The 26,643-nt window shown below is 64.6% G+C and carries 24 protein-coding genes; 17 read left to right on the top strand and 7 right to left on the bottom strand.

Annotated elements, in window-relative coordinates:
• The first annotated feature begins 10 nt into the window (after positions 1–10).
• The 4 genes from ACODSK_RS16390 to ACODSK_RS16375 all read left to right on the top strand — a co-directional run bounded on the left by ACODSK_RS16390 (position 11) and on the right by ACODSK_RS16375 (position 4,657).
• On the top strand, positions 11–1,108 hold the full coding sequence (locus ACODSK_RS16390) for a polyamine ABC transporter substrate-binding protein (RefSeq protein ID WP_489017553.1): 1,098 nt from the start codon (positions 11–13) through the stop codon (positions 1,106–1,108).
• 136 nt (positions 1,109–1,244) lie between these two features.
• On the top strand, positions 1,245–2,066 hold the full coding sequence (locus tag ACODSK_RS16385) for a TorF family putative porin (protein ID WP_489017552.1): 822 nt from the start codon (positions 1,245–1,247) through the stop codon (positions 2,064–2,066).
• A gap of 153 nt (positions 2,067–2,219) precedes the next feature.
• On the top strand, positions 2,220–4,070 hold the full coding sequence (locus tag ACODSK_RS16380; RefSeq protein ID WP_489017551.1) for a CocE/NonD family hydrolase: 1,851 nt from the start codon (positions 2,220–2,222) through the stop codon (positions 4,068–4,070).
• Between the two features lie 113 nt (positions 4,071–4,183).
• The gene (locus ACODSK_RS16375) at positions 4,184–4,657 is read left to right on the top strand and encodes an OsmC family protein (protein ID WP_489017550.1); all 474 of its coding nucleotides are present in this window, start codon (positions 4,184–4,186) and stop codon (positions 4,655–4,657) included.
• Between the two features lie 7 nt (positions 4,658–4,664).
• Here the strand turns inward: ACODSK_RS16375 and ACODSK_RS16370 are convergent, their stop codons facing one another.
• The gene (locus ACODSK_RS16370) at positions 4,665–5,588 is read right to left on the bottom strand and encodes a carbon-nitrogen hydrolase family protein (protein ID WP_489017548.1); all 924 of its coding nucleotides are present in this window, start codon (positions 5,586–5,588) and stop codon (positions 4,665–4,667) included.
• A gap of 85 nt (positions 5,589–5,673) precedes the next feature.
• Here ACODSK_RS16370 and ACODSK_RS16365 point away from each other — a divergent pair, with 85 nt between their 5' ends.
• Entirely contained in the window at positions 5,674–6,573 is a 900-nt protein-coding gene (locus ACODSK_RS16365) for a LysR family transcriptional regulator (RefSeq protein WP_489017547.1), read from the top strand.
• A 131-nt stretch (positions 6,574–6,704) separates the two neighbouring features.
• Here ACODSK_RS16365 and ACODSK_RS16360 read toward each other — a convergent pair whose 3' ends face one another.
• Genes ACODSK_RS16360 through pedF form a run of 3 tightly spaced genes read right to left on the bottom strand, consistent with a single transcriptional unit; the run spans position 6,705 to position 8,837 of the window.
• Positions 6,705–7,631: a quinoprotein relay system zinc metallohydrolase 1 gene (locus ACODSK_RS16360; RefSeq protein ID WP_489017546.1), complete on the bottom strand. Its 927-nt coding sequence runs from the start codon at positions 7,629–7,631 to the stop codon at positions 6,705–6,707.
• Between the two features lie 8 nt (positions 7,632–7,639).
• Positions 7,640–8,395, bottom strand: coding sequence for a quinoprotein dehydrogenase-associated SoxYZ-like carrier (locus ACODSK_RS16355; RefSeq protein WP_489017545.1), 756 nt, complete (start codon positions 8,393–8,395; stop codon positions 7,640–7,642).
• 4 nt (positions 8,396–8,399) lie between these two features.
• Positions 8,400–8,837, bottom strand: a complete 438-nt coding sequence (gene pedF, locus ACODSK_RS16350) for a cytochrome c-550 PedF (protein WP_489017544.1) — start codon at positions 8,835–8,837, stop codon at positions 8,400–8,402.
• Between the two features lie 274 nt (positions 8,838–9,111).
• Between pedF and exaA the strand changes: the two genes are divergently transcribed.
• Both exaA and ACODSK_RS16340 read left to right on the top strand, forming a co-directional pair.
• Positions 9,112–10,986: a quinoprotein ethanol dehydrogenase gene (gene exaA / locus ACODSK_RS16345; RefSeq protein ID WP_489017542.1), complete on the top strand. Its 1,875-nt coding sequence runs from the start codon at positions 9,112–9,114 to the stop codon at positions 10,984–10,986.
• A gap of 164 nt (positions 10,987–11,150) precedes the next feature.
• Positions 11,151–11,804: a pentapeptide repeat-containing protein gene (locus ACODSK_RS16340; protein ID WP_489017541.1), complete on the top strand. Its 654-nt coding sequence runs from the start codon at positions 11,151–11,153 to the stop codon at positions 11,802–11,804.
• A 103-nt stretch (positions 11,805–11,907) separates the two neighbouring features.
• Here ACODSK_RS16340 and ACODSK_RS16335 read toward each other — a convergent pair whose 3' ends face one another.
• Positions 11,908–12,540, bottom strand: coding sequence for a response regulator (locus tag ACODSK_RS16335; protein ID WP_489017539.1), 633 nt, complete (start codon positions 12,538–12,540; stop codon positions 11,908–11,910).
• 157 nt (positions 12,541–12,697) lie between these two features.
• Between ACODSK_RS16335 and ACODSK_RS16330 the strand changes: the two genes are divergently transcribed.
• The 3 genes from ACODSK_RS16330 to ACODSK_RS16320 all read left to right on the top strand — a co-directional run bounded on the left by ACODSK_RS16330 (position 12,698) and on the right by ACODSK_RS16320 (position 15,575).
• Positions 12,698–13,246: a PQQ-dependent catabolism-associated CXXCW motif protein gene (locus ACODSK_RS16330; RefSeq protein WP_489017538.1), complete on the top strand. Its 549-nt coding sequence runs from the start codon at positions 12,698–12,700 to the stop codon at positions 13,244–13,246.
• A 48-nt stretch (positions 13,247–13,294) separates the two neighbouring features.
• Positions 13,295–13,960: a response regulator gene (locus tag ACODSK_RS16325; protein ID WP_316922604.1), complete on the top strand. Its 666-nt coding sequence runs from the start codon at positions 13,295–13,297 to the stop codon at positions 13,958–13,960.
• A 547-nt stretch (positions 13,961–14,507) separates the two neighbouring features.
• Positions 14,508–15,575 carry a 3-deoxy-7-phosphoheptulonate synthase gene (locus tag ACODSK_RS16320; RefSeq protein ID WP_489017536.1) on the top strand — a complete coding sequence of 356 codons (1,068 nt, stop codon included), beginning with the start codon at positions 14,508–14,510 and terminating at the stop codon, positions 15,573–15,575.
• Here the strand turns inward: ACODSK_RS16320 and ACODSK_RS16315 are convergent.
• Together ACODSK_RS16315 and ACODSK_RS16310 are read right to left on the bottom strand one after the other, a co-directional pair.
• On the bottom strand, positions 15,572–16,897 hold the full coding sequence (locus ACODSK_RS16315) for a hypothetical protein (RefSeq protein WP_489017535.1): 1,326 nt from the start codon (positions 16,895–16,897) through the stop codon (positions 15,572–15,574). The two genes, ACODSK_RS16320 and ACODSK_RS16315, sit on opposite strands and share 4 nt — an antisense overlap.
• 27 nt (positions 16,898–16,924) lie before the next feature.
• Positions 16,925–18,247: a hypothetical protein gene (locus ACODSK_RS16310; protein WP_489017533.1), complete on the bottom strand. Its 1,323-nt coding sequence runs from the start codon at positions 18,245–18,247 to the stop codon at positions 16,925–16,927.
• Positions 18,248–18,425: 178 nt separating this feature from the next.
• Between ACODSK_RS16310 and ACODSK_RS16305 the strand changes: the two genes are divergently transcribed.
• The 7 genes from ACODSK_RS16305 to hbdH all read left to right on the top strand — a co-directional run bounded on the left by ACODSK_RS16305 (position 18,426) and on the right by hbdH (position 26,552).
• Positions 18,426–18,707: a peptidylprolyl isomerase gene (locus ACODSK_RS16305; protein ID WP_003248318.1), complete on the top strand. Its 282-nt coding sequence runs from the start codon at positions 18,426–18,428 to the stop codon at positions 18,705–18,707.
• A 24-nt stretch (positions 18,708–18,731) separates the two neighbouring features.
• On the top strand, positions 18,732–20,612 hold the full coding sequence (locus ACODSK_RS16300; protein WP_489017580.1) for an extracellular solute-binding protein: 1,881 nt from the start codon (positions 18,732–18,734) through the stop codon (positions 20,610–20,612).
• On the top strand, positions 20,609–21,661 hold the full coding sequence (locus ACODSK_RS16295) for a microcin C ABC transporter permease YejB (RefSeq protein ID WP_489017532.1): 1,053 nt from the start codon (positions 20,609–20,611) through the stop codon (positions 21,659–21,661). Before ACODSK_RS16300 ends, ACODSK_RS16295 begins: the two co-directional genes overlap by 4 nt.
• Entirely contained in the window at positions 21,661–22,683 is a 1,023-nt protein-coding gene (locus ACODSK_RS16290; RefSeq protein ID WP_489017531.1) for an ABC transporter permease, read from the top strand. Before ACODSK_RS16295 ends, ACODSK_RS16290 begins: the two co-directional genes overlap by 1 nt.
• A gap of 21 nt (positions 22,684–22,704) precedes the next feature.
• Positions 22,705–24,099 carry a sigma-54 interaction domain-containing protein gene (locus ACODSK_RS16285; protein ID WP_489017529.1) on the top strand — a complete coding sequence of 465 codons (1,395 nt, stop codon included), beginning with the start codon at positions 22,705–22,707 and terminating at the stop codon, positions 24,097–24,099.
• 277 nt (positions 24,100–24,376) lie between these two features.
• Complete coding sequence (locus tag ACODSK_RS16280; protein ID WP_489017528.1) at positions 24,377–25,768, top strand: GntP family permease; 1,392 nt, start codon at positions 24,377–24,379, stop codon at positions 25,766–25,768.
• A gap of 13 nt (positions 25,769–25,781) precedes the next feature.
• The gene (gene hbdH, locus ACODSK_RS16275) at positions 25,782–26,552 is read left to right on the top strand and encodes a 3-hydroxybutyrate dehydrogenase (RefSeq protein WP_489017527.1); all 771 of its coding nucleotides are present in this window, start codon (positions 25,782–25,784) and stop codon (positions 26,550–26,552) included.
• Positions 26,553–26,643: the final 91 nt, after the last annotated feature.

Raw genomic sequence — 26,643 nt, 5'->3', positions numbered from 1 at the left:
AGGACCCGCCATGCACCTGCGACACCTTGCCAGCGCCCTGCTCCTTGGCGCCACCAGCCTGCTGGCCAACGCCGAGCCCCTGGGTGGCGAACTGCGCATCTACAACTGGATCGAGTACCTGCCCAAGGACGTGCTGCAGGACTTCCAGGCGCGGACCGGAATCAAGGTCACCTACGACGTCTTCGACAGCCCGCAGACCCTTGAAGCGCGCCTGCTTACCGGCAGTGCCGGCTACGACCTGGCGTTCCCCGGCAGCAGCCAGGTCCCCAACCTGATCGGCGCCGGCGCACTCATGCCGCTGGAACGGGGCAAACTCCCGCACTGGAACCAGCTCGATCCGTTGTTCATGGAAGAGCGCGACCGTCTCGATCCCGGCAACCGCTACGCCGTGCCCTATCTCTGGGGCAGCACCCTGATCGGCTACAACCGGGCCAAGGTCGAAGCGGTGCTGGGCCAAGGCGTGGACATGCGCAACTACGACCTGCTGTTCAAGCCGGAAAACATCGAGAAGCTCAGCCAGTGCGGCGTGGCGATTCTCGACAGCCCGACCGAGGTGGTGCCCATCGCCCTGCACTACCTGGGCCTGAACCCGGACAGCACGCGCCAGGCCGACTACGACAAGGCCGAGGCGCTGCTCAAGTCGATCCGTCCGTACGTGCGCTACTTCAACTCGGCCAAGTATCCGCAGGACCTGGCCAATGGCGATATCTGCGTGGCCCTGGGCTGGTCCGGCGGCATGCTGGCGGCGCGCAACATGGCCCTGGCCGCCGGCAATGGCCAGGACATCCGCCTGGCCCTGCCACGCCAGGGCACGCTGATGTGGTCGGACGACATGGTCATTCCCAAGGGGGCGAAGAACCTCGAACAGGCCCACGCCTTCATCGACTTCCTCCTGCAACCGGAGGTGATCGCCCGGGTCAGCAACCAGATCGGCTACCCCAACCCGACCCCGGCGAGCAAAGCCCTGATCGATCCGCAACTGTTGGGCGATCCCAACCTGTTCGTCCCGGATGACGACCGCCGCCTGCTGTTCCAGACCGAACCGCCGCAGCGCCAGGTACTGCGCATGCTGACGCGCATGTGGAACCGGATCCGCTCCGACGTCTGACGCCTCTTCACCACGCATGACCCGAGGTTCGCCCCGTGCCGAGCCTGCGGACCCGGCTTGCCCGGAAAACCTACAAGAACAAGCAGTACGCAACGCCCTTCTCTGCCAAAGCAATCACAACAATGGAGCAGATGTAATGAAGCAGTTTGCACTTCGCGGCCTGGCCAGCGCCTTGCTCGGCCTCTCCGCTTCCGCCCAGGCCCTCGACCTGACCCCGGAAACCTTGCTCGATATCAACGTCGGCCTGGCCAGCGACTACCGCGTCGGCGGCTTTTCCCTGAACCAGGATGACGGCCCGGTATTGCTCTCCTCGGCGACCCTGGTGCACAAGCTCAGCGGCCTTTACGCCGGGGTGTTCACCGCCAACGTCGACATGGGCACGCAAAGCAACCGGGAGTGGGACTACTACGTCGGCATCGCCCGGCCGATCACCGAGAACACCCGCTTTTCCCTGTCCTACGTGCGCTACGAGTACCCGGGCGACAGCTGGATCAACTTCGGCGAACTGATCGGCACCTTCGGTTATCGCAATGCCACGCTCGGCTTCAAATACGCCAACGATCTGAAGAACCCGCCGGCCCGCGCCGCGGCGGCGGCCCAGGTCGACCAGTTGATCGAATGGGGCGTATTGCCGGCGGATGCGGCCATCAGCAAGCGCGACAGTCATCGCCTGATCAGTTGGGCCGAATACGACTTCTACCTGCCCTGGCAGACCAAGCTCAACGTCCGTTACGGCCACACCTCGACTCCGGACCAGCAGGCCTGGTTGTCCGCCAGCGGCCACTACCGCAGTGATTACAACGACTGGCAGGTGGCCCTGAGCAAGCGGGCCTTCGGCCTGGAATGGAAGGCCGCCTATATCGACACCGACCTGTCCGAAGCCGAATGCCGCAACAACTTCGGCAAGGGCGGGGATTGCTCGGCGACGGTGGTGTTTTCCGCCAATCGCAGGTTCTGACCCGCCACATCCAGAGACTTGCACAGGCCCCTGTGGGAGCTGGCTTGCCAGCGATGAGGCCCGTCCAGACAACCGCTTTGCTCCTGCTGACCTCATCGCTGGCAATGCCAGCTCCCACAAGGTCCGTGCAAGGCCGTTCAATCGAGATCACCCATGCATCAACTCAAACACGCTGTATGCCTCACCCTCGCCCTGACCCTCGGCGCCTGCGCCACCCCGCCGCCGCCCGAAGGCATGCCACCGTCCGACCGCAGCTTCCAGCCATTCTGGGCCAAGCGCCTCACCGGTTACCTCAAGGCCGACGACGGCACCGACCTGCGCTACTCGGTGCTGCTGCCCAAGGGCGACGGTCCGTTCCCGGTGCTGATCCGCTACAGCGGCTACGACTCCGGTAGCATCGGCGGCTCCGCCTATCTACAGGACAACGAAACCTTCTCGGTAGCCATGGACCAGGACCTGGTAAAGCGTGGCTACGCCGTGATGGGCGTGCAGGCCCGCGGTACCGGCTGCTCCCAGGGCACCTTCGACTTCCTCGGCCGCGAGTACGGCAGCGACGGGCGCAACGCCGTGGAGTTCGCTGCGAAACAAGGCTGGTCCAACGGCAGCGTCGGCATGTTCGGCTGGTCCTGGGCCGGCATGTCGCAACTGATGACCGCCTCCGAACGCCCACAGGGCCTCAAGGCCATCGCCCCGGGCATGATCCTTGGCGACGCCTATACCGACAGCTGGTCCCAGGGCGGCGTGCCCAATCAGGAGTTCACCACCACCTGGCACTGGTTCGTCGACCAGCGCTGGGAGGCGGTCAAGGCCAGCGCGCAAAGCGAAGGCGACCAGCGCTGCCTGGCTCAGGTCGCCGAGAATCAGGCCAAGGTCGGCAAGACCTCGTTGATGTACGAATTGCTGCGCCACCCGCAGCACGATGAGTGGATGAAGCAGCGCGCCCCACGGGACCGCGCCGACCAGGTACAGGTGCCGGTGCTGTCGATGCAGGCGTGGCAGGACGAAGCGGTGCTGGCCCGCGAAGGTTTCTATCAGGAGCGCCTCGATCCACGGCAGCTGTGGATGGTGCAAAGCAGCGGCGGCCACAATCTCTACGAGTCGGAACGTTTCCGCCAGAAGCTGTATGCCTTCCTCGATCACTTCGTCAAAGGTGCCGCCAACGGTTTCGAGCGCACCCCGCACCTGGAAATCTGGCAGGAGACCGTGGCCGACCAGCGCGAAGGCCGGCATCAACCCAATGAAACCGCACGTCCAGGCTGGACCATCGAGCGCAATCAGTACCCCTTGCCGGTCAAGCCGGTGAGCTTTGCCCTGAGCGAGGACGGCGAGCTGATCGAAAACGGCCAGGGCCGTGGCAAGCCGGACGCCTACCTCTACCCGATCCCCGGCCCGGACGTGAACACCTACCTCAAGGACCACGCCTGGGGCTGGCAGCATCCGCTGTGGCGCCAGGGCAGCGTGGCCTACACCAGTGCCGCGTTCGAGCGGGATTTCCTCAGTTATGGCAGTGCCAGTGCGGATATCTGGCTGTCGACCTTCCTTGCCCCGGACACCGATGTGCAGGTGACCATCACCGAGGTGCGCCCCGACGACAAGGAGGTATTCGTCCAGCGCGGCTGGCTGCGCATGTCCAACCGTGCGCTGGATGCCGGCAAGTCCAGCGCGGTGCGTCCGGTACAGCTCAACGAACCTGATGCATTGCAACCGATGCTGCCCAATGTGCCGGCCCTGGGCCGGGTGGAGATCCCGCCGTTCTCCCATCCGTTCCGCAAGGGCTCGAAGCTGCGCATCTGGATCGACGCGCCGTCGCGCACCGGGGGCTATGGCTTTGCCTATTACGCCCTGCAGAGTCGCAACTCGGTGTTCCACGACGCGCAGCATCCGTCGCAGCTGGTGCTGGGGGAATTGACCGGGGTGCAGGTGCCGGAGGATAGGCCTGAGTGCAATGCGGTGTTGAAGCAGCCGTGCCGGCATGATCCGCTGTCTTCCTGGCCGCCGTTCTGATGTGCTGCTGACGCATCGTGCATGGCCGCAATGACTGTTTCCCGACCTGCACGTTTCGCCGCCACGGCCTGCGCGGCTAAGCTCGGCATTCCACTCATTCAGGAGGAATGCCGATGGCCGACAAACAACATCACTACGCGGTCAGCGTGACCTGGACCGGCAACCAGGGAACAGGTACCGCCAGCTATCGCGGCTACAGCCGTGACCATCTGATCGAGGCCGAGGGCAAGCCCGGCATCGAGGGCTCCTCCGATCCGGCGTTTCGCGGCGACCCGGCACGCTGGAATCCGGAGGACCTGCTGGTGGCCTCGCTGTCGGCCTGCCACAAGCTCTGGTACCTGGGCCTGTGCGCCGAGGCCGGGATCGTGGTGCTGGCCTATGAGGACCGCGCCGAGGGCGAGATGCTGGAAACGCCCAACGGCGCCGGGCAGTTCACCTCGGTCACGCTGCGCCCCCGGGTGACCCTGGCAGCCGGAACGGACCTGGACAAGGCCCGCTCGCTGCACCACCTGGCTCATCAGAAGTGCTTTATCGCCCGCTCGGTGAACTTCCCGGTCGGGCACGAGCCGGAGTTCGTCACGGCCTGACGGCGGATCAGCTGCGGAACTCGACCGTACGCTTGGCCCGTTCATCCACACTCAGCGAGAACACATCCGGCCGCGAATAGTGCCCGACCACGTCGAAGTCGTAGCGGGCACGTACCAGTTCCTCCAGGTCGATCCCGGCGGTCAACAAGCCCTCCTCACCACGCAACGGCCCCGCCAGCACTTCGCCCAACGGCCCGACGATCACGCTGTTGCCCTGGATCAGCGGGCGCTCGGCGTCCCAGTGCGGCACCTCGATACCGAGGGCCTTGGGCGACGGCTGCACCTGGCAGGCGCTGACCAGGAACAGCCGGCCTTCGTGGGCGATATGGCGCATCGACGCCTGCCACACATCGCGCTCGTCCACGGTCGGTGCGCACCAGACCTGCACGCCCTTGGCGTACATCGCCGTGCGCAGCAGCGGCATGTGGTTTTCCCAGCAGATCGCCGCGCCGAGCTTGCCCACCGGGGTGTCCAGCACCGGCAGGGTCGAGCCGTCGCCCTGGCCCCAGATCAGGCGCTCGGTGCCGGTGGGCATCAGCTTGCGGTGCTTGGCCACCAGGCCGGCCTCTGGGGAAAAGAACAGCGCGGTGCAGAACAGCGTATTGCCCGAGCGCTCGATCACCCCGATCACCAGGTGGGCACCAGTACGCTGGGCCAGGCCGGCCAGTTCGTCGGTCTCGGCGCCGGGCACGTCGATGGCGTTTTCGTAGTAGCGCTGGAAGGCCTCGCGGCCTTCGGGCAAGCGGTAGCCGAGGTAGGTACCGAAGGTCTCGCCCTTGGGGTAGCCGCCCAGCAGCGCTTCGGGCATGACCACCAGCCCGGCACCGCTGGCCTTGATCCGCGCTTCGTAAGCCAGCACGGCGTCGAGGGTGGCGGCCTTGCCCTCGGGGCGCGAACCGATCTGCAAGGCGGCAACGATGGAAGTTGGCATGGGTCTGTCTCGCTTGTTTTGGGTTGATTGAGGCATAGTCGCCAGCGCTGCGTTATCAATCAATTCAGTACAGACCCTATCTGATATGAGCCAAATCGATATCTGGTCGCTCGACCTCAACCTGCTGAAAGTCTTCGAGGCCCTGTACGAGGAAGGCGGTGCCGGGCGTGCGGCGATTCGCCTGGGCATCACCCAGTCGGCGGTCAGCGCCGCCCTCGCCCGCTTGCGCCTGGTCTACGGCGATCACCTGTTCGAACGCACCGGGCGCGGCTTGCGGCCGACGGCGAAAAGCGAGGAACTGCGCCCGATCATTGCGGCGGCGCTGGAGAAATGCCGGCAGAGCCTGTTGCTGGTCAGCGGCGCGCAGACCGCCTTCCATGGCCGTACCGTCGCCCTCGGGCTGTCGGACGATCACGAGCTGGCCATCGGCCGGGCCTTGATCGACCTGGCCAAGGTCCGTACCCCGGGCCTGCGTTTACTGTTCAAGCAAACTCACAGCATGGTCGCTGCGGATGCACTGATGAGCCGACAGATCGACCTGGCCCTGACCGCCGGGGCGATCCCGTCCCGGGCCCTGGGACGCCAGGTGCTGGCCAGCGGCGGGTATAGCTGCCTCAGTGCGGTGCCGGGTGACCTGAGTCATCAGGACTTTCTGCAGCGTGGGCATGTGCTGGTGTCGTCCGGGGGCTATGTCGGGGTGGTGGATGAGGCCTTGGCGGCGCTGGGGCAGAGTCGCCGGGTCGAGGCGTCGACCACGCATTTCGCCGCGTTGCCGGCGTTGCTGGAGGGCAGTGATTGCATAGCCACCCTGCCGACCCATGCGGCGCAGGCACTGGCCAGGCTGGCCAACCTGAGCTGCCTGCCGTGCCCGATCGAGTTGCCGCGTTATGCCGTGGAGCTGGGCTGGCGCAGCGACAGTGCTCGGGATCCGGTGATCCAGAAAGTGCTGGAGATGGTGCGGGAGGTAGTTGGGAACCCGGGCTGAACCTTGCTTCGTTGTTGATGGCCTCATCGCTGGCAATCGGATCGCCGCCCGGCCAGCTCCCACAGGTTTTGCGGCAGGCCAGGATCCTTGTGGGAGTCGGCATTGCCGACGATGAGGCCATCATGGCCAACCTATTGCTCCACCCGCGCCATGGCTGCCTGCTCATAGCGCGGGTAAAGATGGGTGACACTGCGGATCAGTTCGTACTTGCTCAGCTTCACCGAGGCAAAGCGCTCGGGAATCGGCGTGGCGATTACTTCGTTCATGTCCAGGCCATTGGCCGCGCTGTCGCGCAGCAGGTCGTCGAGCCAGCCGAGGTAGTCGACCATCTGGTCGAACGGCCCGCGGTCCTGGCTGACCGGACCATGCCCCGGCACCAGCACTTTCCACGGCTGGGCCTGCAACTGCTGGAGGTCATCCACCCATTGCGCCAGGCCGGGGCTGTGCGGCGTGGTCAAGGCACGCTGGTAGAACAGCAGGTCGCCGGCAAACAGCACCCCGGTCTTTTCGTCCAGCACCGCCAGGTCGGCGCCGCTGTGCCCAGTGAAGGCCAACAAGCGCAGCGGATGGGAGCCGAAGGTCTTCACCCCCGGTTCCAGCGTCTGCACCGGCAGGCGCACCTCGGTCCCACGCATCCAGTCACCGACCATGCGGTACATGTTTTCCGCCAGCGCATCGCCCTCCCTGGCCAGTTGCTCCGTGGTGCCCGGCAAGGCGGCGATGGGCACGTCGGCAAAGGCCTGGTTGCCCAGGGCATGGTCGGGGTGGTGATGGGTGATCAGCACCTGCACCACTGGCTTGTCGGTAACCCTGGCAATGGCCTGGCGCAGGGCCTGGCCGTAACGCAGCGAAGGGCCGCTGTCGATCACCACCACGCCGTCTTCACTGACGATGAACCCGGTGTTGACGATATTGCCGCCATTGTCCCGGGAGAAATTCTCGGTGCGACCTTCCAGCACCCAGGTGTCGGCGGCGATTTGCCGGGGTTCGAGACGGTAGTCCAGGTCGGCCAGGCTCGGCAGGCTGACAAGGCTCAACAGGCACAGCAAAGCACGCATCCGGGACCTCATTCGATGGCGGCGTCGAAGGCATTGCCGTTGTTGTCGCGCAGGCTCAGGCGTACCGGGCCCGGGCGGCGCAGGTCGAACGACAGGCTGGGGTTTTCGCTCACGGCCGGCCACAGTTCGAGGGTCGCCAGGGACTGGCCCGCAGCGTCGAACAGCTCGGCGTGATCGATGAAGAATTCGGGAATCCCGGCCATCAGGCCGTTATCCATGGGGTGGGATACCGACAGGCGCAGGCGGCTGTAGTCCTCGCGCGGGTAGCGCCCACCAAGCACCTGGCCGAGGCGCTCTTCCCAGCCGGGCTGGCTGCGCACCACGCTGGGCGCGGTACAGCCACCACCGGCGGCGTCGATCAGGGTCGAGCCGACATGCCAGACGCCGTCCTCGGTCTGCACCGCTGCACGCAGCGGCGTGGCCTGTTCGATACGGATACGGATCGCCAGCCATGGCAGTACCTCGGGACCAGGCGCGAAGTCGACGATGCGCGGCAACGGGTTCAATTCGGCCCAGACCAGCATGCGCTTGACGTTGCCGGGGAGTCCGCGGGCGTCGATTTGCAGGGGAACCTGCCGGGCATCCTCGGCGAACGGCGGCGCAACCACCTTGACCCGTTCGTCGAAGCGGTAGGGCTCATCGCCAATCCATTGTTTTCGATAGAACTCCCACATCACCGAGGGCACCGGGTCCTTGCCCGGGTCCAGGGCATATGCCGGGGCGCCCATGCATAACGCCAGCAGCAACAACGGCACCCGGCCCATGGCCTCACTCCTCGACGTGGACGCTGTCCAGGTAGGTACGGATGGCCCAGAGCGCTTCCTGGCTCAGGTAGTCGGCCATCTTCGGCATGTACACGCGACCGTCGCGCACCGAACCGTGGCGCACCCGTTCGACGAACCATTCGTCACCGCTGGCGCCCTCGTCGAGCATGCGCAGGTCCGGGGCGATGCCGCCGGACTTGGCTTCCAGGCCATGGCAGGCGGCGCAGTTCATGTTGTAGGCCGAAGCACCGATGCTCAGCGCTTCATCATGGTTCTTGCCGGTGCGATAGGGGTTTTCGGTCCGCCATTCTTCACCAAGCTTTTCCAGGTTGCCGATATTGACGGCGCTCGGCGTCACGTTGCCGTGGGCCATGACCGCTCCGGTGCTGATCAGGCCGGCCATGAACACGGTGCCCAGCAAGGCGTTCTTAACTCTTGTCATTGTTTTGCCCTCGACTACTTCAGGTTGCACGATTTGCACGCGAAAACCTCTCTGGCGAAAGGTTCTGCCGGCCATCTTAGGAAGCACCCGGGAGCCTCCCCCATGCTGCTTTGGTGGTCGCGGTCTAGTCCGTTGGTAGTAGGGCTTGTGGGGCAGTGCCAAATCATGTCCGGACCGGGAAGTTTTCCCGGCAAGGGCGGGAGTTTTTCCGTATCTCGGGGAGCGTTGGCGTTCCAGTCTATGCAGGCCAAAACCTCCATTGGGAAACACCAAGATGACAATAAGATCGTTACCCGCCGCACACTCCCGGCTTTCTATGGCTCCCCTGTCCCTGGCCGTACTGCTGGTGGGTACCCTGGGCATGGCCCAGGCCCAGGCCAAACCCGTGACCTGGGAAGACATCGCCGACGACCACAAGACCACCAACAACGTGCTGCAGTACGGCATGGGCACCAACGCCCAGCGCTGGAGCCCGCTGGCGGCGGTCAACGACAAGAACGTGTTCAAGCTGACCCCGGCCTGGTCGTTCTCCTTCGGCGACGAGAAGCAGCGTGGACAGGAGTCGCAAGCGATCATCAGCGACGGTGTGGTCTACGTCACCGGTTCCTACTCGCGGGTGTTCGCCCTCGATGCCAAGACCGGCAAGCGCCTGTGGACCTACAACCACCGCCTGCCGGACAACATTCGTCCTTGCTGCGACGTGGTCAACCGCGGTGCAGCGATCTTCGGCGACAAGATCTTCTTCGGTACCCTCGACGCCCAGGTCATTGCCCTGAACAAGGACACCGGCAAGGTGGTGTGGAAGAAGAAGTTCGGCGATCACTCCGCCGGCTACACCATGACCGGCGCACCCACCCTGATCAAGGACCAGAAGACCGGCAAGGTCCTGCTGATCCACGGCAGCTCGGGTGACGAATTCGGCGTGGTCGGCCAGTTGTATGCCCGCGACCCGGATACCGGCGAAGAAGTGTGGATGCGTCCGTTCGTGGAAGGCCACATGGGTCGCTTGAACGGCAAGGACAGCACCCCGACCGGCGATGTGAAGGCACCGTCCTGGCCGGATGATCCGAGCACCGAAACCGGCAAGGTCGAGGCCTGGAGCCACGGCGGCGGCGCCCCTTGGCAGAGCGCGAGCTTCGATGCCGAGACCAACACCATCATCGTCGGCGCCGGCAACCCCGGCCCGTGGAACACCTGGGCGCGCACCTCGAAAGACGGCAACCCGCACGACTACGACAGCCTCTACACCTCCGGCCAGGTCGGCGTCGATCCGAGCACCGGTGAAGTGAAGTGGTTCTACCAGCACACGCCGAACGATGCCTGGGACTTCTCCGGCAACAACGAACTGGTGCTGTTCGATTACAAGGACAAGGACGGCAAGCAGTACAAGGCCACCGCCCACGCTGACCGCAACGGCTTCTTCTATGTGGTCGACCGCACCAACGGCAAGCTGAAGAACGCCTTCCCGTTCGCCGACAACATCACCTGGGCCAGCCATATCGACCTGAAGACCGGGCGTCCGGTGGAAAACGAAGGCCAGCGTCCGCCAAAACCGGCACCGGGCGAAACCAAGGGCAAGTCGGTGGAAGTCTCGCCGCCGTTCCTCGGTGGCAAGAACTGGAACCCGATGGCCTACAGCCAGGACACCGGCCTGTTCTACGTGCCGTCCAACCAGTGGAAAGAGGAATACTGGACCGAGGAGGTCAACTACAAGAAAGGCTCCGCCTACCTGGGCATGGGCTTCCGCATCAAGCGCATGTACGAGGACCACGTAGGTTCGCTGCGCGCCATGGACCCGACCACCGGCAAGATGGTCTGGGAGCACAAGGAGCGCCTGCCGCTGTGGGCTGGCGTACTGGCGACCAAGGGCAACCTGGTGTTCACCGGGACCGGCGACGGTTACTTCAAGGCCTTCAACGCCAAGACCGGCGAAGAGCTGTGGAAATTCCAGACCGGCAGCGGCATCGTCTCCCCGCCCATCACCTGGGAACAGGATGGCGAGCAGTACATCGGCGTGACCGTCGGCTACGGCGGTGCGGTACCGCTGTGGGGCGGCGACATGGCCGAGCTGACCAAGCCGGTGGCACAGGGTGGTTCGTTCTGGGTGTTCAAGATCCCGAGCTGGGATTCCAAGACTGCGCAGCGCTGATCTGAAAGAGACCAAAGGGGCGTGACAGCCTCTTTGGTCCCTGTGGGAGCTGGCTTGCCAGCGATGGGGCCCTCCCTGCCTCAGCCATGTCGAGGCTGATGGCCCTATCGCTGGCAAGCCAGCTCCCACAGGGTTTTGCACCGACCTCAATGACGGAGCTATCCATGAAATACCTCCCGCTACTCCTGACCCTCGCCATCACCCCCGCCTTCGCCGTGATCGCCGACGATGGCGACGACCAGCCGCTGATCGTCAACGGTTGCGTGATCCAGCCGGAGAGCCAGTGCCCCAACGCCAACCTCGCCGGCGCGAACCTGAACAACCAGGACATGACCAAGATGAACCTGGCCGGGGCCAACCTCAAAGGCGCCGACCTGCGCCATGCCAAGCTCGACCTGGCCAATCTGGAGAAAGCCCAGTTGCAAGGTGCCAACCTCAACCGCGCCAGCCTGCAACAAAGCAACCTGCGCATCGCCGACCTGACCGGCGCCAGCCTGATCGCCACCCAGGCCTGGGGCATGTTCGCCCAGGGGGCGAAGTTCAACGGTGCCAACCTGAGCGGCGCCTACCTGGAATTTGCCCGCCTGTCCGGGGCCAAGCTGCACAACGCCAACCTGCAGGCCGCCGACCTGGAAATGACCTGGCTGAGCCGTGCCGACCTGCTGGGTGCCAACCTGTCGGACGCCAACCTGCAGGAAGCCAAGTTCGGCGAGAGCAATCTGGAGAAGGCCAATCTGCGCGGGACGCGGGTGCATTATGCGAACTTCCAGGATGCCAACATGGAAGGTTGCGAAGGTTGCCCGAAAACCTGGGACTAATGTTGATCTCACCGGCCTCATCGCTGGCAACGCCAGCTCCCACAGGGTTGTGTGCACCGCTGAACCTGTGGGAGCTGGCGTTGCCAGCGATGAGGCCTTGGAGTCAGGCAGCGATCCTGAGCAACCCCGTCTCGATCGCCAGATGCACCAGCTCGGCATGGGAACTGACCTGCAGCTTGCTCTTGACCACCGTCAGGTAGTTGGAAACGGTCTTGCCACTCAGGCACAGGTGCTCGGCGATCATGCGCATCGAGGTGCCCTTGGCCAGCATCAGGAAGATCTCGGTCTCGCGCTGGGTCAGCCCGCTCAAGCGCGCGTCCTTGTCTTCGCTGCGGTGCGGCTGGGTGGCCAGTTGGGTGGCCAGGGCCTGTTCGATATAGGCATGTCCGGCCAGCACCCGACGCACCGCTTCGAGCAGCGTCGCCGGCGCCACCGACTTGGACAGGAAACCACAGGCACCGGCATCCAGCGCCTGGCGTACTAGGCCCAGCTCGGTATGTTCGCTGAAGAACAGCACGCGCAATTGCGGCAGGCGTTGACGCAGCCGGCGGGTGGTCTCCAGGCCGCTGATGCCGGGCAGGTCGAAATCCATCAGGACCAGGCCCGGCACCTGCTCCTGTACACGCAACAAGGCTTCTTCACCGGAGGCGGCTTCGCGCACCGGCAGTTCTTCGGCAAGCACGGCACTCAGGCCCAGGCGCAGCATCGGATGGTCGTCGACCAGCAGGATGTCCATCGGCGTATTCTCTTTGTTATCGCCACAGGCCCATGCTAGAGCCCCGCCCGCGACGTCCGCCTACTACTTTGGTAGCGCTTTTGCTGTCGATGGTCGCATTCACAAAGCCTCGGCACTGACCTGTAATACCGGCATAACAAAAATGAGACTGCCGACCATGCTGCCTCGCGTCCTGTCCACCCTCCTCGGCCTGACCCTGTCCGGCCTGCTCGTCAGCACGGCCCTGGCCGATGCGCCGCCGTTCTCCGCCGACGGCTATCGCAACGGTCTGTACCGCAGCCCCACCCCGGCCACCGCCGAGACCGCCCGGACCGTCGATACTGCCCAGGTCCAGGCCCTGCTCCAGGAGCAACCGCCGGCCCTGCTCATCGACGTGTACAAACGCCCGTTCCTCAACGGCCAGTTCATCGCCAGCGAAGCCCACGCCAACCTGCCCGGCAGCCACTGGCTGGCCAATACCGGCGACGGCGAACTGGATGCCCAGTGGCGCGAGTATTTCAGCCGCCATCTGCAACGCCTCAGTGGCGGTGATCGCCAGCGCGCCATCGTCTTCTACTGCCGTTCCGACTGCTGGCTGAGCTGGAACGCGGTCAAGCGCGCCACTGCGCTGGGCTACTCGCAGCTGTACTGGTACCGTGATGGCCTCGATGCCTGGGAGAATGCCGGCCTGCCCGTGGTAGCCGCCACGCCCGAAGCCTTTCCCTGAACCACGCGTTCCTTGCGCTCAACGCCAAAAACAATAAGGTGCAAAGCCATGTACAAGATTCTGATCGCCGACGACCACCCGCTGTTTCGCGAGGCCATCCATAACGTCATCAGCGACGGTTTCCCCGGCAGCGAAGTGATGGAAACCGCCGACCTCGACAGCGCCCTGGCCCTGACCGGCGAGCACGACGATCTCGACCTGATCCTGCTCGACCTGAACATGCCCGGCATGCACGGCCTCGGCGGGCTGATCAACCTGCGCAACGAGGCGCCGACCATCCCGGTGGTGATCGTCTCCGCCGAGCAGGACAAGCAGATCGTTCTGCAGGCCATCACCTACGGCGCGGTGGGCTTTATCACCAAATCCTCGCCGCGCTCGCAGATGACCGAGGCCATCGAGCAGATCCTCAATGGCAACGTGTACCTGCCGCCGGACATCATCCGCACCCAGAAAAGCGGCAGCCGTCGCAGCCAGAGCGAACCCCAGGGCTTCGCCCCGGAGCTGCTGCAGGCGCTGACCCGCAAGCAACTGCTGGTACTCGAACGCATGACCAAGGGCGAATCGAACAAGCAGATCGCCTACAACCTGGATATCGCCGAAACCACGGTGAAGGCCCATGTCTCGGCGATCCTGCGCAAGCTCAACGTGCACAACCGGGTGCAGGCGATCCTCAGCGCCGGGGATATCGACTTCACTGCCTATCTACGTAGGTAATGGGCCGGTAGAAATAATTAATCGTTACGATCGAAATTAATCGTTGAAACACGCACTTACGCTGAAGTAAGCTCGAACGCATTCAACTGGAGCAGCACATGAACCACACCACTCACATCCACGCACAACACACCGGTCGCCCAGCGCGCTCCGCCGTGTCCGTGGCTGCCTGTGGCTCCGTTGCTCCAGCCGCGTTTTATTTTGGGTATTGGTTTAGCCACAGGCGCCGCTGATACCCACACCGGCGCCCATCAACAGGGCCGCCGAACACGAGAACTCTCGAACCCCCGGACGGCCCAGCCCTCCGGGGGTTTTGTTTTGGGTCCGAAAACACTGACATCACTGAGGAATCGACACATGAACTACGCCACCTACTACCGCTACCAAAGCTCTGCCTGGCGATTTAGCCACTGCCGTTCGGGCCAGCCAGCCGCCTCCGACCGGTCCGTTGCAGGTGGCATCAACACACATTCAAGTATCTGTCGAACACAACGATAGGGCCGAAGGCGCGGCACAGAAGCCGCCTTCCGCCCAGGGACTACCGAACATGCAAGCGACTACCCAGGCACTGCCACTGAACACCCCTGCCGCAGCCAACACTTCCGTGAGCCTGCGTCTGCCCAGCCCCGTGCAACTCAAGCAGCAGTTGCCCCTGTCCACCGCCCTCGCCACCCAGGTCCAGCAACAGCGCCAGGCGATCAAACGAATTCTCGACGGTCACGACCCGCGCCTGCTGGTGGTGGTCGGCCCCTGCTCCCTGCACGATCCCCGCTCCGCCCTCGAATACGCCGACCGCCTCGCCGCACTCGCGCACAAGGTCGATGACCAGTTGCTGCTGGTAATGCGCGCCTACGTGGAAAAACCGCGCACTACGGTCGGCTGGAAAGGCCTGGCCTACGATCCGCAGCTGGACGGTAGCGACGATATGCACGGCGGCCTGCGCCTGTCCCGCGAGCTGATGCTGGGCATGCTCGAACGCGGCCTGCCAGTGGCCACCGAACTGCTGCAACCGATGGCCGCCGGCTACTTCGACGACCTGCTCGGCTGGGCGGCCATCGGCGCGCGCACTACCGAGTCGCAGATCCACCGCGAGATGGTCAGCGGCCTGGGCCTGCCGGTGGGCTTCAAGAACGGCACCGACGGCGGTGTCGGCATCGCTTGCGACGCGATCCGCAGTGCGGCCCATCCGCACCGGCATTTCGGCCTGGATGCCCAGGGCCATCCGGCGATCGTCGAGACCCTCGGCAACCCTGACACCCACCTGGTCCTGCGTGGCGGCCACAAGGGCCCGAACCATGATGCGGACAGTGTCGCCATGGCCCGCCAAGGCCTGGCCAAAGCCGGGATCGCGGCGCGGATCATGGTCGATTGCAGCCACGCCAACAGCGGCAAGGACCCGCTCAAGCAACCAGCGGTACTGCGTGATGTGATCGAACAACGCGTCGCCGGTGACCGCTCGCTGGTGGGGGTGATGATCGAGAGCCATCTGTTCGACGGCTGTCAGGCCCTGGGCAAGGGCCCGCTGAAGTACGGCGTGTCGATCACCGATGGTTGCCTGGGCTGGGACGGCACCGAGGCCATGCTGCTGGAGGCCGCCACTGCCTTGCGTGGCTAGGGTTTGATCTGCTGGGCGGGATCGAAACTGAAAGGCTGGCCTGCTGCATTCCTGAAGTCGGCCTTCAGCAGCGGCAGGTAGCGCCCGGTCTGTTCCAGGTAGTCGCGCTGGGTGTGCCTGGCATTCGTCAGGCCACTGCCGCCATGGTGCGATCGGGTGCTGTATACCACCGCCTCGATCGAGAGCTCCTTGCCGATGTTCTGCGGCCAGGTGCGTATCACCAGTTCGGTCCATGGGTCCACGTTCCTGGCCTGCTGGCGGATGTCATGGGCCAGTTGCAGATCGACCTGGGACATGCTCAACGAACAGCTTTCGCGTGGTTTGGACTGATAGCGGGCAATCCATTTCTCAACCGTGTCCACGCCCAGGGCCTCGCAGGTATTCCTCCGGGTGCAGACCTTGCCAGCCGGGGCTTCACCCGTGTCACCATCCATCGGGAAGAAGCACATCGGCTCGAACGGCGTCTGCGCCGGCGCGGATAGTTCGCGAATGACGTAGCCCCGCGGGTAAAGCATGGTGTCGGCATCCAGGTCGCGACGGTAGTAACTGAAGGACACACCACCGATGCGGATGGCATTGGGACTGGGGTTCCAGGCATGGAAATCCCCCGGTCCGACAGTACGCAGGATCACGCCGTTGCAGTAGTACGCCGAACGACCGTCGCGGCACCCCATGGCCGTATCGATAAAGCGGGCATTCAGGCGCGCGGCGACCTGATAGCCGTTGTACAGCTGCTCCTGGGTGCTGAAGCCGAAGGTACCGGCCCCATCGTCCGGGGCGAAGCGCACCAGCGGCAGCCACTGGCCCGTGACCAGGAAGAAATCGAGCTGACCCTGCTGGGCGCGCAACAGGCTGTCCACCTGGGTGGCGTCGTAATACAGCGCCTGCACCGCCAATTGCTCCGGCGCCTGTTCGTCCCAGTTGCGCACCAGTCGCTCGCCGGGAAGTGCGCTACCGTCGTCTATCACTTCGTAGCCCTTGCCCTGGGACTGCGCGGTGAAGCCATCGTGGAGGATGTAGCCGACCGCGTCCGGCAGGGACTCGCCGCCAAGGTCGCGGCGCAGATAGCGAAACTGTTCGCTGCCCCGCTCCACGGCTTCGGCACCGTGATGCCAGAAGGGTTTCGGATGCCCCTTGACCATGGGCAACACCAGCACCCCACTGCACGCTTCAATTGGCTTGCCACCGACGCATTGCGCCGGCGTCGCTGCCAGGCGCTGGTTGAGTTGCTGTGCGGTTTCCGGCCCCGTGAGTGCCCAGCCCTGGACAGCGACCAGATAAAGCAGCACGGCGCAAAGGTAACGAATGATCGGACTCGGCATGCCGGCTTCCTCCTTGATGAATCGCGCTCAGAACACCTGGTCGTCCAGGTCGTAGAGAAAACGTTGGGCCCCCGGCGTTTGCAGGTCGAGGCGGATGACCGGTTTGAACTGTCCGGTATGGTCCATGAAATCCCGCTGCGTCGATCGGGCCTGCTCTCGTCCGTTGGCAAAGATGTTGAAGAAAAACGCCGCCAGCGGCAGGTTTTCCGGCATCGGTTGCGGCCAGGGGGCGATGATCAGCTCGTTGATGGAGCTGGCGGGACGGGTCTTGCGGATGTCGAGCAGCAGGCCGACTTCCCCGGGAGTGTCCTGCAAGGTGCAACTGCCCAACTCGCCGTCGTACTTGTCGCGCCAGGCCTGCACCGTGGTGATGCCCTCGGAGGCGCAGGTTGCGGCACAGCGATCCGGCAGCGAGCTGGTGAAGCCATTGAACGGGTACGCGCAACGCAGCTCGACCGGGTAGCGGTCGGGCTCGCCCAGGGCATCGAAGATGAACCCCAGCTCGCCGTCCTTGTGCAGGCTACGGGTGTTGATGTCGCGGCGAACCCAGGAAAAGGACAGGCCATTCAGGGCGATATCCCGGTCGTCCGGCATCCAGATGGCTTCGCCAGACGCATAGTCCACCGCTCTCACCAGCACACCACTGCAATGCACCGGCGAGGTGCCGTCCGGGCAACTGGCCAGGCTCCGTTCGTAGCGCTGGTTGAGCTGGTACACCAACTTCTCGCCCCATGCCAGTTGCGCGCGCTGATCGAAGGCGAATGGCTGCGCAGCACCCGGTTGTAGCGAGAGAATCGGCAGCCACTGGCCTGTGGCGCGGTGATAGGCCTGTTGATGGCGCAGCGCAAGGCCCAGTTGCCCGGGCTGGTCACGCAGGTAATACAGGGCTTGGAGCGGCAGCCGGGCCGGATCGTCATGGTGCCAGTTGTGCACGATCAATTCGGGCGGGCGGGCCATGCCGTCATCGCCGATGAGCACATAGTCCTTGCCCTGTCCAATGGCCGTGGTGCGGTCGCTGAACAGATAGCCCGGGCTCGCCAGGGGGCCATGCGTAATATCCATGCGCAGAAAGTCAAAACGCTCCCCGCCACGCTGCTGCGCTTGCTCACCGTGGGCCCAGAAAGGCTCGGGATCATCCAGCGCCACCTGCTTGAGCATCACGCCGCTGCAGTAGTAGGCCGGCTTGCCCTCCTTGCAAGTGTCCATGGCCTTGGCGTAGCTGGCGTTCAGCCGCTGTGCCAGTTGGCTGCCGGTCTCTGCCACGCTGCCGTGGCTCATCGGCAGCAACATCAGGCCAAGCAACAACATCAACAGCACCTGCAATGAAGACCGGAGGTTTGCAGCGTCCATGATGTTCCCTCTCGTGCAAACAGGCCGATGTGGCGACGGCTTCATTGAAGGGCGGGACGGCAGAATGCACAACTGACAGAAATATCAGGTACCCAGGGAAACGACCTGCAGATTTTGAGGAGAATTCGTCAGGCAATTCCGGTAGGCTCTGGCTTTTCCCAAAATTGGAGTACCTGCCATGGCCCGAGCCACCGCCCGCCACATCCTCGTCAGCAGCGAAGACAAGTGCAACGAACTGAAGGCGCAGATCGAAGCCGGCGCCGATTTCGCCGAAATCGCCAAAGCCAACTCCACTTGCCCGTCCAGCCGCCAGGGCGGTGATCTGGGCTCGTTCGGTCCGGGCCAGATGGTCAAGGAATTCGATACCGTGGTGTTCAGCGCGCCGGTGAACACCGTGCAAGGTCCGGTGAAGACCCAGTTCGGCTATCACCTGCTGGAAGTGACCAGTCGCCAGGACTGATCGGTTTTGCTTCGTAAGGCCCGCATGGCCTTGGGGGACCGCTTTGCGGTCCTTCGCGAGCAAGCTCGCTCCCACGGGACAGTGGTGTGTATTGCCCTTCTCTGTTCATGGCAAAGCGCGCAAGCCGCACCGACCCACGCCCTCACCGTCTACGGCGAAGCCCCGCGCTATTCCGCCGGCTTCCAGCATTTCGACTACACCAATCCCGACGCCCCCAAGGGCGGCAGCCTGCGCCGCTCGGCCATCGAGATCGGCCAGTTCGACCATATCCTTCCCTATATCGACAAGGGCATCGGCGTCAGCGAGATCGATGGCTGGCTGTATGCGCCCCTGGCCGTGCGCTCGCTGGACGAGCCCTACACCGTCTACGGTCTGGTAGCCCGGCGCATGGAGCGGGCCGATGACGGCCTGTGGCTGCGCTTCTATCTCGACCCCAAGGCGCGCTTTGCCGACGGAAAGCCGATCCGCGCCGAAGACGTGCGCTTCACCTACGATCTGCTGCTGCGCGACGGCAACCTGAAGTACCGCACCCAGTTCGCCGATGTCGCCGATGTGGTGGTGGAGTCGCCGACCCAGGTGCGCTTCGATTTCAAGACCAGCCAGAACCGTACCCTGCCCCTTGACCTGGCCTCGCTGCCGGTGCTGCCGGAACACTGGTGGCGCAACCGCGACTTCGCCAATGGCGGCGGTTTCGAGGCGCCACTGGGCAGCGGACCGTACAAGGTGGCGCGGATCGACAATGGTCGCAGCATCACCTTCGAACGCGACCGCGACTGGTGGGGCAAGGACCTGCCGGTGAACCGCGGGCGCTACAACTTCGACCAGATGCGCATCGAGTATTTCGGCGATACCGACGTAGCGCGCCAGGTCCTGCGTGGTGGCGGCTACGACTACAACCGCGAGTTTTCCGCTACCGGCTACACCATCGGCTACGCCGGCCCGGCCCTGGACGATGGCCGCCTGCAACGCGCCCATCTGGCCAAGGAAGCCCCGCAGAACGCCCAGGGCTACGTGTTCAATCTGCAACGGCCAATGTTCCAGGACCGCCGCGTGCGCCAGGCCATCGCCCTGCTCTGGGACTTCGAATGGAGCAACCGGCGGATGATGCGCGACATGTACATCCGCCAGCAGAGCTATTTCGCCAATAGCCCGCTGGCCGCCCGCGAGTTGCCGGATGCCGAGGAGCTGAAAATCCTCGAACCGCTGCGCGGGCAGGTGCCTGACGAGGTCTTCACCCAGGTGTTCGAAGCGCCGCGCACCGACGGTTCGGGGATCATCCGCGACAAACAGCTGCAGGCCCTGGCCCTGTTGCAGGCCGCCGGCTGGCACGCGGATGGCGATCGCCTGGTGAATGCCGCCGGCGAGCCCCTGAGCTTCACTTTCCTCAATGGCCAGAACGGCATGGAGCGCCTGTTGCTGCCGTGGAAACGCACCCTGGCGCAGATCGGCATCGACATGCAGATCCGCCGGGTGGACTCGGCGCAGTACGTCAATCGCCTGATGGCCCGGGACTACGACATGATCGTCACCGGCTACCCGGTGACCACCTCGCCGGGCCTGGAGCTGTACAGCTATTTCGGCTCGGCGGCGGCCAAGGACCCCGGTTCGAACAACTTCATGGCCCTGCAAAGCCCGGTGGTGGACCGCCTGATCGACGGCCTGGTGCGCGCCGATACCCAGGCCGGCATGCAACGCCACGCCCATGCCCTGGACCGGGTGCTGCAATGGAACTACTACTGGATCCCCAACTACTACCCGCCAGGCACCTCCAGCGTCTGGTGGAACCGCTTCGGCCTGCCGAAGGTCCCGGCGGCCAATGACCCGGCCCTGGACACCTGGTGGGAAGTCAGCCCGACGGCACTGACCAACGAACAGATGGCCGAGCGCACGGGAGTCAAGCCATGACCGCCTATATCCTGCGGCGCCTGCTGCTGATCATCCCGACCTTGCTGGTGATCCTGCTGGTCAACTTCGTTATCGTCCAGGCCGCCCCCGGCGGGCCGGTGGAACAGGCGGTGGCTCGCCTGCAAGGCATGGGTGGCGGTGCGCCGGGCGGGTCGTCGGTCCAGCTCGACTCGCGGGCCAGTCGCGGCCTCGACCCGGCCTTGCTGGAAACCATCAAGAAGCAATACGGCTTCGACAAGTCCGCCCCGGAACGCCTGTGGCTGATGCTCGGCAGCTATGCGCGGCTGGACTTCGGCGACAGCTTCTTCCGCGGCGCCAAGGTCACCGACCTGATCCTCGACAAGATGCCGGTGACCCTGTCCCTCGGTTTCTGGGCCACCCTGATCACCTACCTGGTGTCGATCCCCCTCGGCATCCGCAAGGCGGTGCGCCATGGCAGCGTGTTCGATGCCTGGAGCAGCAGCCTGATCGTCATCGGCTATGCCCTGCCCGCGTTCCTCTTCGCCCTGCTGCTGATCGTGCTGTTCGCCGGCGGCACTTCGCTGAACTGGTTCCCGGTGCGCGGGCTGGTCTCGGAAAACTTTGCCGAGCTGAGCCTGATCGGCAAGGTCGCCGACTACTTCTGGCACCTGGTGCTGCCAGTGGGCGCCCTGGTGATCGGCGGCTTCGCCACCCTGACCCTGCTGACCAAGAACGCCTTCCTCAACGAAATCACCCGCCAGTACGTGATCACCGCCAAGGCCAAGGGCCTCACCGAGCGCCGCGTGCTCTACGGCCATGTGTTCCGCAACGCCATCCTGCTGGTGGTGGCCGGGTTGCCCCAGGCGCTGATCACGGTGTTCTTCGCCGGGTCGTTGATGATCGAGGTGATCTTCTCCCTCGATGGCCTCGGGCGCATGAGCTATGACGCGGCGGTCAGCCGCGACTACCCGGTGGTGTTCGGCTCGCTGTTCATCTTCACCCTGTTCGGCCTGCTGATCCGCCTGGTCGGGGATATCTGCTACACCCTGGTCGATCCGCGCATCGACTTCGCCACGAGGGCGCACTGATGTTCCGCCTGTCGCCCATCGCCCAGCGCCGCTGGCAGCGCTTTCGCAACAACCGGCGCGGCTGGTTCTCGCTGTGGGCGTTCGCCGCGCTGCTGGTCCTGAGCCTGGGTGCCGAGCTGATCGCCAACGACAAACCGCTGCTGCTCAAGCATGAAGGCAGCCTGTATTTCCCGGCGTTCAAGCGCTACACCGAGCAGCAGTTCGGCGGCCAGTTGCCATTCCAGCCGGACTATCGCAGCCAGTACGTGCGCCAGTTGATCGAGGACAAGGGCGGCTGGATGCTGTTCCCGCCGATCCCGTTCAGCGCCGATACGCCCAACTACGACCTGCAGGTGCCCGCGCCCAGCCCGCCGACCGCGAGCAACTGGCTGGGTACCGACGATCAGGCGCGGGACGTGCTGGCCCGGGTGATCTACGGCACGCGGGTGTCGATCCTGTTCGCCCTGGCCCTGACCCTGATCAGTACCGTCATCGGCGTAACCGCCGGCGCCCTGCAGGGCTACCACGGCGGCTGGGTCGACCTGCTCGGCCAGCGTTTGCTGGAGGTCTGGTCCGGACTGCCGGTGCTGTACCTGCTGATCATCCTCAGCGGCTTCGTCGAACCGAATTTCTGGTGGTTGCTGGGGATCATGGCGCTGTTTTCCTGGCTGGCCCTGGTGGATGTGGTGCGCGCCGAGTTCCTCCGCGGGCGCAACCTGGAGTACGTGCAGGCGGCCCGGGCCATGGGTTTGCCGGATCGCCTGGTGATCGTCCGGCATATCCTGCCCAACGCGATGAATGCCACCCTCACCTACCTGCCCTTCATTCTTACCGGGGCGATCTCGACCCTGACCGCCCTGGACTTCCTCGGCTTCGGCATGCCCGCCGGCAGCGCCTCGCTGGGCGAGCTGGTCAACCAGGGCAAGCAGAACCTGCAGGCGCCCTGGCTGGGCTTTACCGCGTTCTTTGCCCTGGCGCTGATCCTCACCCTGCTGGTGTTTATCGGCGATGCCCTGCGCGAAGCCTTCGATCCCCGGGCCTGACTCTTTTTCACGGAACACCCCATGCACGACGACAGCCTCAAGGACTACCAGCGGGTCCGCCGCCTGGCGATCAAATCGCTGTTCGAGATCATCGAGCAGTCCAGCGAAGGCACGGTGATCGTCGACCGCGATGCGCGGATCGTCTGGATGAACGAGCGCTACGCCCGGCGCTTCGGCCTGGCCGATGCCAGCGCCGCCATCGGCCAGCCTTGCGAGCAGGTGATCCCCGGCAGCCTGATGCGCGAGGTGGTCAGCCAGGGCCGGCCGATCCTGCTGGACATGCTCGACACGCCGAAGGAGCCGCTGGTGGTGATGCGCCTGCCGATCCAGGACGCCGGCGGCGAGGTGATCGGCGCCATCGGCTTTGCCCTGTTCGACGAGTTGCGCAGCCTGTCGCCGCTGCTCATGCGCTATTCCAGCATGCAGCAGGAACTGGCCTCGACCCGCTCGCTGCTCAAGGCGCGACAGGCCAAGTACAGCTTCAACCAGTTCATCGGCACCAGTGCCGCGAGCCTGGAGGTCAAGCGCCGCGCCCGCCGCGGGGCGAGCAGTGATTCGCCGGTGCTGTTGCTGGGCGAGACCGGCACCGGCAAGGAGTTGCTGGCCCACGCCATCCATGCCGCCTCGCCGCGAGCGCACAAGGCCTTTGTCAGCATCAACAGCGCGGCGATCCCGGAAACCCTGCTCGAAGCCGAGTTCTTCGGCACCGCACCGGGTGCCTTTACCGGCGCCGAGCGCAAGGGCCGCGCGGGCAAGCTGCAACTGGCCGAGGGCGGCACGCTGTTTCTCGACGAGATCGGCGATATGCCCCTGCCGTTGCAGAGCAAGCTGCTGCGGGTGTTGCAGGAGAAGGAATACGAGCCGGTGGGTTCCAACCAGATGCTGCGCAGCGATGTGCGGGTGATTGCTGCCACTTCCCGGGATTTGCAGGCGGCCATGGCCCGCGGCGAGTTTCGTGCCGACCTGTATTACCGGCTGAACGTGCTGCCGATCGAAGTGCCGGCCTTGCGCGAGCGGATCGACGATCTGCCGGCGCTGAGCGAGGCGATCCTTGAAGACCTCGGCAGCCGCCACGAGCTGGAGGACGACGCCCTGGCGCTGCTGGCCCGGCATGCCTGGCCGGGGAATATCCGCGAACTGAGAAACGTGCTGGAGCGGGCGACCTTGCTGGCGGACCGGGCGCGGTTGGGGGTCGAGGATATTCAGGGGGCTTTGGGCACTTTGCTGCCGCGGGTGGCGGATGAGCCGGCGCCGCTGCTGGGATACCGGGAGGCGTGCGAAGCCTTCGAACGGCAACTGTTGCGCAATGCCCTGGATCGCTGCCAGGGAAATGTGCCGGAAGCCGCGCGACAGCTGGGGTTGGGGCGTTCGACCTTGTACAAGAAGCTGGTGGCGCTGGGGATTCAGTCTCCATAAAGAGACTTTTGTCCCGATAGTGGGACTGCCGTCTTTCGGGCCTCATCGCTGGCAAGCCAGCTCCCACAGGATCTGCATGTACCGCTACACCTGTGGGAGCTGGCTTGCCAGCGATGAGGCCATCGAACCCGCCAACAGTCTCCAATCAGAGACAAATCACTTTCAACAAACTTAGAAATCTTAATTTATCCATATAAATCAATAAGTTAAAAAACTGGCACAGTCCCTGCTATCTCCTTGCCACCAACAAAAACAAGATTCACCAAGGAGACACTCGATGAGTGTGATCATCGCTCTGGCAGCCCTGGCGCTGCTGATGCTGGCTGCCTACCGTGGTTACAGCGTCATTCTGTTTGCCCCCATCGCCGCCCTCGGCGCGGTACTGCTCACTGACCCGTCCGCCGTGGCACCCGCCTTTACCGGGGTGTTCATGGAGAAGATGGTCGGTTTCATCAAACTCTACTTCCCGGTGTTCCTGCTCGGCGCGGTGTTCGGCAAGCTGATCGAGCTGTCCGGCTTTTCCCGCTCCATCGTCGCTGCGGCAATCCGCCTGCTTGGCACCCGCCAGGCCATGCTGGTGATCGTGCTGGTCTGCGCCCTGCTGACCTACGGCGGGGTGTCGCTGTTCGTGGTGGTGTTCGCGGTGTATCCGTTCGCCGCCGAGATGTTCCGCCAAAGCGACATCCCCAAGCGCCTGATCCCGGCGACCATTGCCCTCGGCGCGTTTTCCTTCACCATGGACGCCCTGCCCGGCACGCCGCAGATCCAGAACATCATCCCCAGCACCTTCTTCAACACCACCGCCTGGGCGGCGCCCTGGCTGGGGTTGATCGGCACCCTGTTCGTGTTCTGCACCGGCATGCTCTATCTGCAACGCCAGCGCAACAAGGCCCTGCGCGCCGGCGAAGGCTACGGCACGGAGCTGCGCAACGAGCCGGAAACCGCCGCCGACCTGAAGCTGCCCAACCCGCTGCTGGCCCTGTCGCCGCTGTTGCTGGTGGGGATCATGAACCTGCTGTTCACCCACTGGATCCCCGAGTGGTACGGCAAGAGCCATAGCCTGCAACTGCCGGGCATGGCCGCGCCGGTACAGACCGATATCGCCAAGCTCACCGCCATCTGGGCCGTGGAGGCGGCGCTGCTGCTGGGCATCCTGCTGGTACTGGTGAGCGGCTTCAAGGCGATCAAGAGCCGCCTGGCCGACGGCAGCAAGGCGGCGGTCAGCGGCGCGCTGCTGGCGGCGATGAACACCGCTTCGGAATACGGCTTCGGTGCGGTGATCGCCTCGCTGCCGGGCTTCCTGGTGCTGGCCGATGCGCTCAAGGCGATTCCCAATCCGCTGGTCAACGAGGCAATCACCGTAACCCTGCTGGCCGGGATCACCGGTTCGGCCTCCGGCGGCATGAGCATCGCCCTGGCGGCGATGTCCGAGACCTTCATCAATGCCGCCCACGCCGCCAACATTCCGCTGGAAGTGCTGCACCGGGTCGCCGCCATGGCCAGCGGCGGCATGGACACCCTGCCGCACAACGGCGCGGTGATCACCCTGCTGGCGGTCACCGGCCTGACCCACCGCGAGGCCTACAAGGACATTTTCGGTATTACCCTGATCAAGACCCTGGCGGTGTTCGTCGTGATCGCCACCTTCTACGCCACCGGCATCGTTTGAGGATCGGACCTGTATGAAGCTTTCCGGAAAAACCGCACTGATCACCGGCTCTACCAGCGGCATCGGCCTGGGCATCGCCCGGGTTCTGGCCGAAGCCGGTGCCGATATCCTGCTCAACGGCTTCGGCGATCCGGCCGTGGCGCTGGCCGAGGTCGGCCAGTTCGGCGGCAAGGTCGCCCACCACCCCGCCGACCTGAGTGACGTGGCGCAGCTCGAAGCGCTGTTCGCCTTCGCCCGGCGCGAGTTCGGCGGGGTCGACATCCTGGTCAACAACGCTGGTATCCAGCATGTGGCGCCGGTAGAGGAATTCCCCGTCGAGCGCTGGGACGCGATCATCGCCCTGAACCTGTCGGCGGTGTTCCATTGCATACGCCTGGCCCTGCCTGGCATGCAGCAGCGTGGCTGGGGGCGGATCATCAATATCGCCTCGGTGCATGGCCAGGTCGGCTCGGTCGGCAAGGCGGCCTATGTGGCGGCCAAGCACGGGGTGATCGGGCTGACCAAGGTGGTCGGGCTGGAAACCGCGACCAGCCGTATCACCTGCAATGCCATCTGCCCGGGCTGGGTGTTGACGCCGCTGGTGCAGAAGCAGATCGATGCGCGTATCGCCAGCGGTGTCGAGCCGCAGCAGGCGCAGCATGACCTGCTGGCGGAAAAGCAACCCTCCGGGGAGTTCGTCACACCCGAGCAGCTTGGCGAACTGGTGGCGTTCCTGTGCAGCGAGGCCGGCAGCCAGGTGCGGGGGGCGGCGTGGAATGTCGATGGGGGGTGGCTGGCGCAATAGATAGAGGGTGATGCAACTGGCCTCATCGCCGGCAACGCCGGCTCCCACAGGGTCCGCGGCGCACACGATACGATGAGGCCGGAGGCGGCAG

This window comes from Pseudomonas sp. FG98, assembly GCF_057808595.1.
Note: the sequence above shows the minus strand (reverse complement) of the source record. Positions and strands in the feature narration are given on the sequence as shown.